We start from the raw sequence: 13,150 nt of genomic DNA, 5'->3' as shown, positions 1-13,150 counted from the left end.
CGCATGTCGAGAGTCGCTACACGGATGGGCGCGATGCTCAGCGCCGTCGTCCTGATACTCGCGTCGTGGGCGGTGACGACGCGGCGGGAGGCGGCCGCGCTCGACCCGTTCACCGGGTACCTGATGGCGCACTTCACCGGAGAAACCGCCGCCGGCGAGCAGATCTACCTCGCCTACAGCACCAACGGCCTGAACTGGACCGACCTGAACTACGGCGGCCCGGTCCTGTACTCCACCATCGGCACGCGCGGCGTCCGCGACCCCGCGCTCGTCCGTTCCCCGGCCGGCGACCGGTACTGGATCATCGCCACCGACCTGCGCATCGCCAGCGGCACCTCGTGGAGCAACGCCGCGAACGCCGGCAGCAAGTCGCTGGTCGTGTGGGAGTCGACCGACCTGGTGAACTGGTCGGCGCCGTGGCTCATCAACGTCGCGGGCGGCATCTCCGGCGCGGGCAACGCCTGGGCGCCCGAGGCCATCTACAACCCGGCCACGGGTGACTACGTCGTGTACTGGGCGACGAACTCGGCGATGAACGGCGTCACCAAGCACCGCATCTGGTATGTGCGCACCAGCAACTTCCGCACGTTCACCACGCCCCAGCTGTACATCGACCGGGGATCCGGCCAGGGCATCATCGACACGCAGATCATCGAGGTGGCGAACAGCGTGGGTGGGTACCGCTACTACCGCGCCTCGGCCGACGGCCACATCACCATCGAGGGCAGCAACTCGATCCTTGGTTCCTGGACCACCATCGGCAACCTGTCACACATGGGCATCTCCAACGGCACCGGCGGCGGCAACGTCGTCGAGGGTCCAATGTGGGCGCAGTTCAACGGCCGCAACGAGTGGAACCTGTGGCTCGACCAGTACGCCACCGGCCGCGGCTACATGCCCATCACGTCGTCCAACCTGGGCAGCACGCAGAACTTCCGCACCCGCACCGACTACGGCATGGGCACCAACCGCAAGCGCCACGGCTCGATCCTGAACCTCACCGCCGCCGAGCAGAGCCGCGTACTGGCCAAGTGGAACCTCAACGCGCCCATCAACCGCCTCCAGTCGTACAACGTGCAGGACCGGTACGTGCGCCACGCCAACCTCGACGTGCGCATCGACCCGAACGTCAGCCCCGCGGCGGACGCCCAGTTCCGGCTGGTGCCGGGCCTTGCGAACAGCTCCGGACACGTTTCGTTCCAGTCCGTCAACTACCCGGGCTACTACCTGCGCCACTACGGGTTCGACTTCGTGCTGGCGCCCAACGACGGCACCACGACGTTCGCCGCCGACGCCACCTTCAGACGGGTGGCCGGGCTCGCCGACAGTACGTGGGCGTCGTTCCAGTCCTACAACTACCCGGACCGCTACATCCGGCACTACAACTACCTGCTGAAGCTCGAACCCATCACGACCGCGCAGGGACGCGGTGACGCGACGTACCGCGTAACCAGCTGACCCCGCGATCGGGGGCCGTCGACGCCGTGGGCGGCCCCCGATGGCTCAGGCAGCTTTCGCCCCGGGCGGTGGTGACGGCAGCCCCGACGAGACAGACCTCCGGCGTCTGGCTGAGCACGAGATAACTGGTCGCCCCGGGGTCGAAGGCGGCGATGGCGTCGCGCTCGTCGAAGCCGCGCGCCGCCACGAGCACCGCCGGCATACTGCGCCCGAGCAGCCCGTACAGTCGCTTGATGTCGTCGGCCGCCTGCTCGCCGTAGCAGACGACCACGTCGTCGGTGGCGCGTACGGCGGAAACGTCGCCGGTCACGCGCGGGCGCAGCGGGGGCAAGCTGGGTGGTTGCTCGCCGTCGTGGCTGACGAGCGCGATCGACAGCGACGGCGCCGCCACGATCTCCTCGGCGGCCGACACCAGGCACACATGGTCATGTTCGTCTGTGTTCACCAGGCGCCTCCTAAACGCAGCACCCTGCTATACGGACCGAGAACACCCGCAGATCATGCCCCCTCAAGCTGACCCTTCCCCTCCGCTCCGCGCCGCCTCCCCTTGTTCCCCCTCCCGTCGATCAAGGGCAAACGCACGTGGTTCGATCTTCTTTTCGCGTGCGTCTGCCCTTGATCGATGCAGAGGCCCTTGATCGGCGACGCCGGGGGTGGGCTCGCTGACGCGGCATCCGCCGCTTCAGCCGCAGCGGGTCGGGCGAGACCACACCGGCGCTCTGCCGCCCGCGCGGGACCATTCTGTATCACCAGCGGAGATGACTACCGGCCGAGTAAAGGCCGCGGTCGAATCGGCTACCCGTATCTCCACGACGGACTGGCCCTGCGCCGGCGTCAGAGAGAAGTGGCTGAAGGGCCATTCGCCGTGCTTCGCGGCGAACCCCAAGTGCCGCTCCCTCAGCACGTCGGGCGAGCCGGGCAGGTATACGTGGTAGCCGTTGACGTGCGGCGACTGCGGGGGCACGAGGACACCATCTGCGACCCATTTCCGCCGCGCGTGACGATAACGCTCGCGAAACAGGCGGTCATGTTGCATCACGCCCATGACGACATCTCGATGGTCGCGCCGGTCGGCGCTCGGAATGCTGGGCGTCGTGCCCGTGGTGGCCAGCGGCGCGCTCGCGGGCGCGACACCAGCCCATGCCGGGTGGACCGGGGCGGGCCGTGATCGCATACCGCGCGACCTGCGGCCTGGTGGCGCGTTCGACCAGCGGCTGGGGCGACTCGCGGCCGAGGGCAAGCTCTCCGGCACCGTACTGCTGGCGCACCGGGGGAAGACGGTGCTCGCGCGGTCGTATGGGATGGCCAACGCGCGCACGTCGGCGGCCAACGGGCCCGACACCGCGTTCGCGCTCGCGTCCGTGGCCAAGCTTTTCACCGCCATCGCGGTCGTCCAGCTCGCCGAACGCGGCCAGGTCGATTTCGGGCAGACCATCGGCGCGTACCTGGACGGCTTTCCGGCCGGCGTCGCGGACTCCGTCACGGTGCACCAGTTGCTCACGCACACGTCGGGCATGGGCAACTTCCAGGAGTCGGAGGAGTTCCGCGCGAACGTGGCGTCGTGGACCAGCGGCGCCGCGATGCTCGACGGCATCATGGGGGTCGTCCGCGACACGGGCCTGCTCTTCACGCCCGGTACGCGGTTCAACTACAGCAACTCGGGCTTCGTCACGCTGGGCGCGATCGTGCAGGCGGTGTCGGGTCAGTCGTTCTACGACTATGTGCGCGAGCACGTCTTCACCGCCGCGGGCATGACGCGCACCGACTATTACACGCTCCCGCAGCGGCTCACCGATGACAGCATCGCCCGCCCGTACGCGCTGTTGCCTACGGGGGAGCGGGTCGACACCCTCGAACGTCCGGACCTGTTCGGGGCGGGGTTCATCGGCGAGCCGGCCGGCGACGCGTTCGCGAGCGCGCCTGACATGGTGCGGTTCGCGCGGGCGCTGGCGGGAAACCGGCTCGTCGGCCCCGCTTACACGACGCTCGCGGTGACCGGTAAGTGTCCGCATCCGATCCGGAGGAACCCGGCTGCCCCGGCCAGCGCCGGCACGCCGTTCCAGGCGTACGGGCCGATCGCGTCGATCACCAGCGGCCAGCGTGTCATCGGGCACGGCGGCGGGTCACCGGGCGCGGCGACCGCGATCGACATCTACCTCGACAGCGGCTGGGTCGTGGTCATCCTGGGCAACTACGGCGGCCTGCCCGCCAACCCGCCCGTCCAACAGGATCTGATGCAGGAGGCGAGGCGCCTGATCGTCGGCTAAGCGTTGAATTGCCCGCCGCACCTGACAACCTTTCCCGGGGCCGGTCCCGATAACGGTGTGATGCCAGAGAAGGGAGCGTTCGGGTTGTCGACGGAGGAGGACCGGGAGTACGTCGAGTACGTCTCAGCCGCGTTCGACCGGCTGAGGCGCACGGCTTACCTGCTGTGCGGCGACGGACACCGGGCCGACGACATCGTCCAGGCCGCGCTGGTCTCGCTGTACCTGCACTGGAAGCGGGCGCGGAAGGTCGCGAACCTCGACGGGTACGTGCACCGCATCCTGGTGCGCCGGTACATCGACGAGCGCCGCGCCGCGTGGGCGAAGGTCCTGCTGGCCTGGCGGGACACGTCGGTGCCGGCACCAGCCGTACGCAGCGTGGAGGACACGCATGCGGTCGGTGACGCGCTCGCCGCGCTGACCCGGGGCCAGCGCGCCGTCCTGGTGCTGCGTTACTTCTGCGACATGTCGGTGCAGGAGACGGCCGCCGCGCTGGGTTGCTCGACCGGCACCGTCAAGAGCCAGACAGCCCGTGGCCTCGCGGCCCTTCGCGACCTGCTCGGCGAGGAGTGGCATCCACGAGCGGTGACGACAGACAAGAGGAGCGTGCGATGACGCCGGACGGCGAGAGCAGAGTGCGAGAGGTACTGGCCACGGTGGAGCCGCCCCCGGCCAGCATGACGGTGGCCGATGTGGTGAACGCGGGGCGCCGTACCCGGCGCCGCCGCCGCTGGCTGGCGACGGGCACGGCCGCAGTGGCCACCGTCGCCGTCGCGGTGGGCGGCGTCAGCCTCGTGAACCAGCCGGCCGGGACGGCACCAGGCCAGGACACCGCCACCGAGGCGGCCGCGGCCGCTCCAGCGAGCTGCACGGTCGCGCCGCTCAGGCTGCCAGCCGGCGCCACCGAGGCCTTCGTCAATGCGGGCTCGCCGGACGGCCGGTACCTGGTCGGCGCCATGACGAGCGGTAAGACGGCGGGCACTCCCGTGGTCTGGGACGGTGCCAAGGCGATGGCCATTCCGGTCGACGGCATCGGGGAGGCGCAGGGCGTCAACGACAGTGGCGTCGTCGTCGGTGAGAGTGACCGCGAGGGCGGGGGCTCGTTCGCGTGGGCCTACACCGGTGGCAAGGTGGTCGAGTTGCCGCTGCCGGACGGGTACACGGGCGCGGAGGCCACCGGGATCAACGCGCGGGGACAGGTGAGCGGCGTCCTGTTCAAGGGCGACCAGCTGGCATCGGCCGTGTGGCAGCAACCCACCGCCACGACCCAGGTGAAGGTGCTGAAGGCGCCCGCCGGCGGCGCGATGGCGTTCGGCATCTCCGACGAGGGCGTCGTTGTCGGCGGCAAGCGCGACGGCGGGTCGGCGTACGCGTGGGTGGACGGCAAGGGACGCGACCTGCCTAGCCCAGCCGGGGCGGAGGGCGGCGACGCGCTCGGCGTTCGCGGCGACTGGGTGTACGGCCGGCTGGCGAAGGCCGGCGACCCGCCCGGCGGTGACACCCCGGACGGAACCACGCCCGCGCGTGGCGAGGTCGTCTCCGGTCCCGAATCGGTGGACTGGAGCGTCGCCGCCGTGTGGAACCTGGCGACGGGGCGGAGCTTCACCGTCGACACTGGACGGATCGAGGCGGTCAGCCGCACCGGCCAGGTTACCGTCAACCACGACGACCACACGGCGTCCCTCCGGGAGGCCGACGGCACGCCGCGGCCGCTGCCGGGCGTGAACAAGGGCGCGAAGACCTACGCCTACGCGCTGAGCGACGACGGCATCCTCGCGGCAGGCGTCAGCGGCGGCAAGCCGGTCCGCTGGAGCTGCGCGGCCCGCTGACCCACGGGTCAGGTCCGGCGCCGCGAACGGCGGCGGATGGCCAGCAGCACGCCCCCCGCGCTGGCCACCGCCGCCACCGCGGCTGCCGCGAGCAGCAGGGCGCGGGAGCGGTCGGGCGCCGTCGCCGTGGCGGCCGGCGCCGTGGCCGAGGCCGTGACACCGCATCGGGTACTGGCGGGAGCGCCCGCCGGATTTACGCGGACCAGCGCCTCGCAGTGTCCGATGCCGGGGAGCGCCGTGTCCACAGTGACCCGCCACTCCCCGGCGGGGAGGGTGCCGGAGTAAACGACGGTGGGCCGGCCAGGCAGGCGGGTGAGCGCGACCGGCCCCACACCCGCCGCCCCGGTCGCCGTGGTGGGAACCGCGGTCATCGTGGCGGCCATCGGCTCGGTCACCGGGTGGCCGTCGGACCAGGCGACGTCGACGGAGACGCTGCCGCGCCCGTCGGTGTTGACGGTCAGCGCGACCGTGGCGTGCGCGGCGGCGGTGCCGGGCCAACCCAGCACCGCCGCCAGCACCGCCGCGAACCCGAGAACGCGGCTGGTTCCTCTCATACCCTGAGCTTTCTCATGCGCTGGGCATGGTGACCCAGGCCTGGTAGCGGGCTGAGCCCGGCTTCTGGAGCACCAGCAGGCGCTGGCCCGCGTACCGCTGGCCGCCGAGTCCCAGTACCAGATCGCCGGAGGCCGTGGCCAGCGCGACCGTGCCATCGGCCGCCTGCTGGAGCCGCCAGCGCTGAGCCGACGCGCAGGCCTGCTGTACCACCGGGGTGCCGGCGACCGCCGCGGCGCTCGCGCACTTGCCGGAAGCCTTGGCGCGCAACAGGAACGTGTCGCCGCCGGCGGATTCCAGCTGCCAGAGCTGGCTGGCGGTGCCCGCGCGGCGCTGCGACACCAGCGGCGTTCCGTCGGCGGTGCGGGCGCCGTACAGCTCGGCCGCGGTGCCGGTCAGCGCGTTGCCCAGGACGAACCAGGCTCCGGCCGCTGGTCGCGCCGCGGCGGGCGTGGTGATGGTCGCCGGCCCGGTGTACGGGACGGTGGCCGAGCCGGTGCCGCGCAGCACGATCTGCGCCTGGTACGTGGTGCCGGCCCGCAGGCCGCTCACCCGCACGCCGGTCGCGGTGGTCCAGCCGAGCACGCGCCCGTTCAGCGCCACCCCGTACCGGGTGCCGGCCGCCGCCGCGTCCCAAGCCAGCCGCGCCGACGTCGCGGTGACATCGCTGATCCGTAGCGTCCGGGCAGGGTTCCCCGTAGCCGTGGGCGATGCGGTCGGCGGAGCCGGTGAGGAAGGCGCGGGAGAGGACGGCGCCGGGGTGGTGGGTGCCGGAGTCGTGGGCGCTGGAGTGGTGGGCACCGGGATCGACGGCGTGGGCAGCGACGGCGTCGGCGACGCGGTGGTTGGCGTCGGAGTCGGCGTGGTCGTGACATCGCCGCGGATCAGGAACTGGTTGTCCGCCACGTTCCAGTGCGTCGCCAGGTAGCTGCCCGGGCTCGGGCTGGAGTGGTAGTAGTCGTCGTGGTTGCAGTCCAGCCGCTGGTCGTGCGCACGGTCCGTGCACGCGGTGCGCAGCGTGGTGCCCGGAGCGTCCTTGTAGCACATGACGTCGTACTCGTCGACGCAGTGCCCGGCCTTGCTGGAGTTGGGTGCGCTGTCGTTGACCGCGCCGAGGTTGTGCCCCAGCTCGTGTGCGGCGACGCCGGCGTTCCAGCAGCCGGCGTCGTTGCGCCCGTACGACGGGCCGCCGTTGCTGCGGTTGCCCGAGCCGGCCCTGTCATCGCCCGCGAACGAGCCGATTCCACAGTAGACGCGCGACTCGCCGAAGATCATGTACTTGCGGTCGGTGCGGTTGTACCCGAGCTTCTTCAGCGCCGAGATGGTGGCGTTGAAGTCGTTCATCGACGCCGCGGCGATCTCCACCTCGCGCACGTCGACCTCGCAGTCGGCGGTGGTCACGTACCGGATGTGGCGGGAGCCGCCGGTCTCCTTGGCGCTGGCGTCGTAGATGGTGTCGACGCCGGCCGCCCACTTGCGGAAGGAGGCGAGGTACTCGCTGAACCGGCTCGCCGTGCCGGTGCCGTAGACGTACAGCACCTGTACCCGCTTGCCGGACTGCCCGTCGCCGTCGCACACCACGCCGTGCGGGCCGACCTCGGCGGCGGCTGCCGGGGCGGCGTCGGCGGCGAGCGCGACGCCACCGGCGAGGGAGCCGCCCTCATCTTGTACCACGTCTGTCTCGCTCGGCGCGGCGCTGTCGCGCTTCGGCAGCTTTGGCGCGGGCGCCGCGGGGGCGATCGGCGCGACAGTGCCGGAGACACTCAGACCGGGTGGTGCGGCGTCCGGGCCGTGTGAGCAGGTGTTGCGGTCGCCGACCTCGTAGCCGCCGGCGCACGGCGAGCCTTTCTTGGCGGGCGTCAGGCCGCGGTAGACCAGGCCGGCGGCCGGGTCGTCGGCGGGCACGGCGTCGATGGGGTCGGCGCCGGGGCCGAAGCCGGAGGTCGATACGGGATCGTTCCATGGCGCCCAGGCACTGCCGAGCGCGGATGGTACGGCGAGCATGCCGGCGCCGAGCAGGACGGCGGCCACCAGGGCGATACGGCGCACGCGGCGCCGTCTGGGCTGGGAAGGCGAAGGGTGAGGTGCAGACACGGGGCGTTACGGTATCGATCGATGCGACGCCGACAAAGCTGGCATGAGGTACTTAAGGAAAACCTAATCCATTCCAGCCGATATTTGCGTCGAGATCGACGGTCCGGTATGTTCCTCAGCCTTTGAGCAGGCATGGAGGGAGGTAGGCCAGGCAGCACCCTCACCGCTAGAAGGTCACGGGCTCCCGGATGATGGGACAGGTCATGCAGTGGCCGCCGCCGCGGCCCCTGCCGAGCTCGGCGCCGGTGATCGTGATGACCTCGATGCCGGCCTTGCGCAGCAGGGTGTTCGTCTGGGTGTTCCGGTCGTAGGTGAAGACCACGCCCGGTTCGAGCGCGACCGCGTTGTTACCGCTGTCCCACTGCTGGCGCTCGGAGGCGTACACGTCGCCGCCGGTCGCGATGACCCGCAGCCCGTCAAGACCGAGGGCGTCCGCCACGACGTCGACGAAGGACCGAGTGCCGTGATCGACGACCGAAACGCCCGGTGCCTTGTCGCTCGGCCGCAGCGAGAACGCGAGCCGACGAAGTCCGGGTGGAACTCGTAGATCGTCTTCATCAGCAGCGTCTCGTGGTGCCGGGCGGGCCAGTACAGGGGATTCGAACTCGGCCGGCGAGAACAGGCGGCGTCCCTGCTCGCGGCGAGCGATGACGAACAGGATCGTGGCCGGCGCGTAGATGATGAACGACACGAGCACGAACTTGAGGCCGGCCGCGAACAGCAGGAAGGCGATGTAGATGGTCGCGAGAACGCCGACGGCCACCTCGCGGATCGGGCCTCGCGGGCGTCCAGGCCAGGTAGGCGCCGAGTACGGAGACGATCAGGCCGACGCTGACGAAGACCTCGCCCCAGTCGCCGACCGCGGCCTCCAGCACGCCCGCCATCGACGGCTGGCGCAGCTCGGCGATCTGTTCCATCGGCAGGATGCCGTACGAGACGATCGTGACGGAGGCGAAGACGGCGAAGACGCTGAGGAAACCGAGGATGGTCGCGCGGCCCACGTCTTCGCGGCGCTTGGCGTGTCGAGAGTAGACACTCGTGCCCTCGACGCCGAGAAAGACGAAGACCGTGACGAGCATGGTGCCGCGCACCTGGTCGAAGAGCGAGCCAGCGTAGTCTGCCCCGCCCAGTTTGTCGGCGAAGACCCCGGGGTCGAGGTAGAACAGCGCCAGCACGACGAAGAACACGATCGGCAGGAGCTTGGCGACCGTGACGATCCGGTTGATCGCCGTGGCGCCCTTGACGCCTTTGCGGATGAGGAAGAAGAACCCCACAGGCCGACCGTGGACAACACGATCGCGAGCACGGTGTCGCCGTCCCCGACTGCGGGTGCGACGGCGCCGATGGTCGACATGATCAGCACCCAGTAGGTGACGTTGCCGACCACCATCGCGGTCATCGTCCAGAAGGTCAGCTTGGCGGTCGTCGATGCCTGCCGGTTTCGGTCGGGGTCACGTCCTCACCAGCCGGCACCGCCACCCGGCTCAGGCCAGCCGGTACATGATGCTCCGGCTCGTGGGCGTGCGGCGGCGGTAGCGGCGCACGCTGGGGCTGAACAGCAGGTCGGTCAGCAGGTGCCGGCGGTACGTCCAACCCCAGCCGGGCACCACCTCGCGCTCGTCGCCGGCCACGTACCGCATCAGCATGTAGGCGCGGGGCAGCCGCGGCCCGTACTCGCAGGCGTTCTTGCGGACGTTGTAGGTGACGACGACGTGGGTCCGGCGGGCGGCCTCGTGGACCCGCTTGTAGAGCCCGCCGAAGGCGGGGTCGCCCTTCAACCAGTGCGCGGACTCGATGGTGGGCGCCTGGACGACCACGGCGACGTCGTACCGGGGTGGGCCGTCCGTTCCCGGCCGTAAGCGTTCCGCGGTCATGATCAGCAGATTGGCGAACATCTCGCGGCGCAGCTGGGACGCGCTGCCCCTGAGATCGGCGAGTAGTGCCCGCTTGACCTCGCTCGGCGGGCCGCTGTGCCCGTCCACCTCGGCAGCCAGCAGCAGGTACCCGGTGGTGTCGACCTCGGGCAGGGTGACGGTGGCGAGCGCGCGCTGATCCTCCATGGTTGTCCCCCAACGATTCATGTCCGTTGCTGGCATTGTGCGATCTTCGTCATCGCGCGCTCGTCAGTCACTTGACTACACTTTGCCCAGCTCGGGGGGCCTTCGCGGAAAGATTCGAGGTATCCCGTTGATTCGTGAAACTGGCTCATTTCCCGTCCGGGGTGGTGCGGGGGAAATCGTCGGCCGGCAACGGGAGCTGACCGAGGTGTTCGCCCTGCTCCACGCGCCGGGTCGCGCCCTGGTCGTGGTCGGCGAGCCGGGCATGGGCAAGAGCACCCTGCTCGACGCGGCGGCCGAGCAGGCCAGCGGGTCCGGCTGGCAGGTGCTGCGCGCCGACGGCAGCGAACGCGAGACAGCCCTCGCCTTCGCCGCGCTGCACCAGCTCCTGCGCCCGATACTGAGCGGAGTCGACCGGCTACCTACCCGCCAGCGCTCAGCACTGCTGGGCGCGTTCGGCATGGAGGACGAGCCGGTCGCGCCGGACCGCCTACTGATCGGCATGGCGGTGCTGACCCTGCTGTCCGACCGGGAGCAGCCGCTGCTCGTGGTGGTCGACGACGCGCAGTGGATCGACCGTGGCTCGCTGGACGCGCTGGCGTTCGCCGCGCGCCGCCTCGACGGCGTACCCGTCGCGCTGCTCGCCGCCGCGCGAGGGCGGTCCGCGCCGCCCGGCCTCGACACCGGCGTACCGGCCGTCACCCTCGGACCGCTGGCCCCCGACGAGGCCAACCGGATCCTGGACCTGCAGCCCGACCCGCCCGCCGGCCGGGCCCGGCTCGATGTGCTCAGCCACGCCGCCGGCAACCCGCTGGCCCTGGTCGAGCTGTCCAGAACGGCCGTCGCCGCCGGCCCCGCGCCGTGCGGCAACGCGTTGCCGCTCACCGCGCGCCTGGAGGCCATCTTCGCCGCGGACGTGGCCGACCTGCCCGCGACCACCCGCCGCCTGCTCCTGCTCGCGTCCGCGGCCGACGGCGACCTGGCCCACGTGCTCGCCGCCGGACCGGCGGCCACCGACCTCGCCGACTGGCTGCCCGCCGAACGCGCCGGACTCGTCCACCTCGACGGCCGGCAGGCCCGCTTCCGCCACCCGCTGGTGCGCTCGGGCATCTACCAGGCGGCGTCCTTCGCCGAACGGCGTGCGGCCCACCTCACGCTCGCCGAGGCGCTGCAGGACCAGCCGGACCGGCGCGCCTGGCACCTCGCGGCGGCCAGCGCCGGGCCGGACGAGAGCGTCGCCGCCGCGCTCGAAGCCACCGCCGACAGGGCCCGCCAGCGCGGCGGGTACGCGGCCGCCGCCCGCGCGCTCGAACGCGCCGCGGAACTCAGTCCCGACCCCGCCGACCGCGCCCGGCGCCTGGCGCTGGGCGCCGACGCGGCCACGTTCACCGGCCAGCTGGGCTGGGTGCAGGAGCTGGCCGCGCGGGTACCCCCGCACACCAGCGACCCGGCCGTGCTGGCGCTCGCCGCGCACTCCACCGGCTGGGCGCTGTCCCAGACCACCCGCCACCGCGCCGCGCTGGCCGTGCTGCTGCCGGCCGCCGCCACCGGTGGCCAGCACGCGGCGGTCGCGCTGGTCAACGCGGCCCTCGCCGCCTACCACGCGGGCGAGGAGCCCGCGCGCCACGACGTGCTGCGCGCGGCCTCCAGGATGCCGCTGCCGGCCGACAACCCATGGCGGATCTGGATCGTCGCCGCCACCGACCCGTTCGGCCAGCGGGAGGATCTGCTCGCGAGCCTGGCCAAGGCCCGCACCGACAACCCCCTCGAACTGGGCGCGCTAGGCGCCGCCGCCTGGACGCTCGACGAGACCGCGCAGGCCGTCGACCTGCTCGAAGCCGCGATCGAGGGCCGCCGGGCCGCCGGGGCGCTAGGTGGCAGCGGGTCGACGTTCGTGTGCCTCGGCCGGGCCTACGCCGACCAGGGGCGGTGGGACGAGGCCGAGACGGCCGTCGCGGCCGCGGCGGCGATCGCGGCGGAGGGGCAAGTCGAGCTGGTCGCCGCCGGCACCCTGTCGCTGGAAGCCAGCTTGTTGGCGGTACGCGGAGACACCGCCGCCGCCCGCGACAAGGCGGCCGCCGCTCTCGCCGCCATCGACCCGCGCCAGAGCCGCGCGATCGCCGGCCGGGCCCGGCACGCCGCCGGCCTCGCCGCCAGCGCCGACGGTGACCACGAGCTGGCGTACGAGCACTTCCGGACCCTGTTCACCCGCGACGGCGACCCGGACCACTTCCACGGATCCTGGTACGCCGTGGCGGACCTTGCCGCGGCGGCGGCCCGGACCGGCCGGCGTGACCAGGCGTGCGAGATACTCGACCGGCTGACCGGGGCAGTGACCGGAGGGCTCTCCACCCGGCTGATCCTGCTGACGGAGCGCGCCCGTGCCCTACTCGTCGAGGTCGACGACGCCGAGCCGCACTTCCTGCGCGCCGCCACCGACCCCGACGGCACCCGGTGGCCGTTCGAACGCGCCCAGGCCGAGCTGGAGTACGCCCAGTGGCTGCGCCGCCGGCGCCGCGGCGGAGACGCCCGGCCGCTGCTGCTGGCCGCCCTTGAGACCTTCCGCCGCCTCGGCGCCCGCGGGTGGACGGCGCTCGCCCACGCCGAACTGCGCGCCTCGGGCGTCAGCCTGGTCGCCGCCGAGCCGGACGCCCTGGCCGACCTGACCCCCCAACAGCAGCAGATCATCCGGCTCGCGGCGCGCGGGCTGACCAACAAGGAGATCGCCGAACAGCTCTTCCTGTCACCGCGGACGGTCGCCACCCACCTGTACCGCTCGTTCCCGAAGCTGGGCATCACAGCCCGCGCCCAACTCCGCGACATCCTCCCCGCTCAGGGTGAAAGGGAGTAGCCGAGTGGAAGCCCGGTTAGCGGGATTTGACAGGTCAGGTGGGAC

General features: G+C 71.7%; 10 protein-coding genes and 1 pseudogene. 5 read left to right on the top strand and 6 right to left on the bottom strand.

Going from position 1 to position 13,150, the window contains the following annotated elements; all coding sequences use genetic code 11:
- The first annotated feature begins 3 nt into the window (after positions 1-3).
- Complete coding sequence (locus V6V89_RS00355) at positions 4-1,458, top strand: glycoside hydrolase family 43 protein (protein ID WP_334616795.1); 1,455 nt, start codon at positions 4-6, stop codon at positions 1,456-1,458.
- Here the strand turns inward: V6V89_RS00355 and V6V89_RS00350 are convergent.
- Complete coding sequence (locus tag V6V89_RS00350; RefSeq protein ID WP_334616794.1) at positions 1,409-1,903, bottom strand: hypothetical protein; 495 nt, start codon at positions 1,901-1,903, stop codon at positions 1,409-1,411. The two genes, V6V89_RS00355 and V6V89_RS00350, sit on opposite strands and share 50 nt — an antisense overlap.
- Before the next feature lie 598 nt (positions 1,904-2,501).
- Between V6V89_RS00350 and V6V89_RS00345 the strand changes: the two genes are divergently transcribed.
- From V6V89_RS00345 to V6V89_RS00335, 3 genes are read left to right on the top strand one after another with little or no spacing between them, the layout of a single operon-like run.
- Positions 2,502-3,725 carry a serine hydrolase domain-containing protein gene (locus V6V89_RS00345; RefSeq protein ID WP_334616793.1) on the top strand — a complete coding sequence of 408 codons (1,224 nt, stop codon included), beginning with the start codon at positions 2,502-2,504 and terminating at the stop codon, positions 3,723-3,725.
- 60 nt (positions 3,726-3,785) lie between these two features.
- Positions 3,786-4,337 carry a SigE family RNA polymerase sigma factor gene (locus tag V6V89_RS00340; protein ID WP_334616792.1) on the top strand — a complete coding sequence of 184 codons (552 nt, stop codon included), beginning with the start codon at positions 3,786-3,788 and terminating at the stop codon, positions 4,335-4,337.
- Complete coding sequence (locus V6V89_RS00335) at positions 4,334-5,551, top strand: hypothetical protein (protein ID WP_334616791.1); 1,218 nt, start codon at positions 4,334-4,336, stop codon at positions 5,549-5,551. Before V6V89_RS00340 ends, V6V89_RS00335 begins: the two co-directional genes overlap by 4 nt.
- Before the next feature lie 8 nt (positions 5,552-5,559).
- Here the strand turns inward: V6V89_RS00335 and V6V89_RS00330 are convergent, their stop codons facing one another.
- From V6V89_RS00330 to V6V89_RS00310, 5 genes and pseudogenes are all read right to left on the bottom strand, one after another.
- A complete protein-coding gene (locus V6V89_RS00330; RefSeq protein ID WP_334616790.1) occupies positions 5,560-6,105 on the bottom strand; it encodes a hypothetical protein in 546 nt (181 codons plus the stop codon).
- A 13-nt stretch (positions 6,106-6,118) separates the two neighbouring features.
- Positions 6,119-8,152, bottom strand: a complete 2,034-nt coding sequence (locus V6V89_RS00325; RefSeq protein WP_334616789.1) for an RICIN domain-containing protein — start codon at positions 8,150-8,152, stop codon at positions 6,119-6,121.
- A 211-nt stretch (positions 8,153-8,363) separates the two neighbouring features.
- Positions 8,364-8,705 (bottom strand): arginine deiminase family protein, encoded by a 342-nt coding sequence (locus V6V89_RS00320; RefSeq protein ID WP_334617197.1) that lies wholly within the window; start codon positions 8,703-8,705, stop codon positions 8,364-8,366.
- Positions 8,706-9,042: 337 nt separating this feature from the next.
- Positions 9,043-9,471, bottom strand: a pseudogene (locus tag V6V89_RS41580) (amino acid permease); the annotation flags it as partial.
- A 210-nt stretch (positions 9,472-9,681) separates the two neighbouring features.
- On the bottom strand, positions 9,682-10,257 hold the full coding sequence (locus tag V6V89_RS00310; protein ID WP_334616787.1) for a hypothetical protein: 576 nt from the start codon (positions 10,255-10,257) through the stop codon (positions 9,682-9,684).
- 127 nt (positions 10,258-10,384) lie between these two features.
- Between V6V89_RS00310 and V6V89_RS00305 the strand changes: the two genes are divergently transcribed.
- A complete protein-coding gene (locus V6V89_RS00305) occupies positions 10,385-13,105 on the top strand; it encodes an ATP-binding protein (protein WP_334616786.1) in 2,721 nt (906 codons plus the stop codon).
- The last annotated feature ends 45 nt before the right edge of the window (positions 13,106-13,150 follow it).

This window comes from Micromonospora sp. CPCC 206061 (assembly GCF_036906915.1).
GTDB lineage: Bacteria > Actinomycetota > Actinomycetes > Mycobacteriales > Micromonosporaceae > Phytohabitans.
This window is presented reverse-complemented; position numbering and strand designations above follow the sequence as displayed.

What these genes read in the sequence shown, in the direction of transcription:
- V6V89_RS00345 (WP_334616793.1), top strand. Translation starts at nt 2,502, where the DNA reads ATGACGACATCTCGATGGTCGCGCCGGTCGGCGCTCGGAATGCTGGGC.
- V6V89_RS00355 (WP_334616795.1), top strand. Translation starts at nt 4, where the DNA reads ATGTCGAGAGTCGCTACACGGATGGGCGCGATGCTCAGCGCCGTCGTC.
- V6V89_RS00340 (WP_334616792.1), top strand. Translation starts at nt 3,786, where the DNA reads ATGCCAGAGAAGGGAGCGTTCGGGTTGTCGACGGAGGAGGACCGGGAG.
- V6V89_RS00330 (WP_334616790.1), bottom strand. Translation starts at nt 6,105, where the DNA reads ATGAGAGGAACCAGCCGCGTTCTCGGGTTCGCGGCGGTGCTGGCGGCG.
- V6V89_RS00335 (WP_334616791.1), top strand. Translation starts at nt 4,334, where the DNA reads ATGACGCCGGACGGCGAGAGCAGAGTGCGAGAGGTACTGGCCACGGTG.
- V6V89_RS00310 (WP_334616787.1), bottom strand. Translation starts at nt 10,257, where the DNA reads ATGGAGGATCAGCGCGCGCTCGCCACCGTCACCCTGCCCGAGGTCGAC.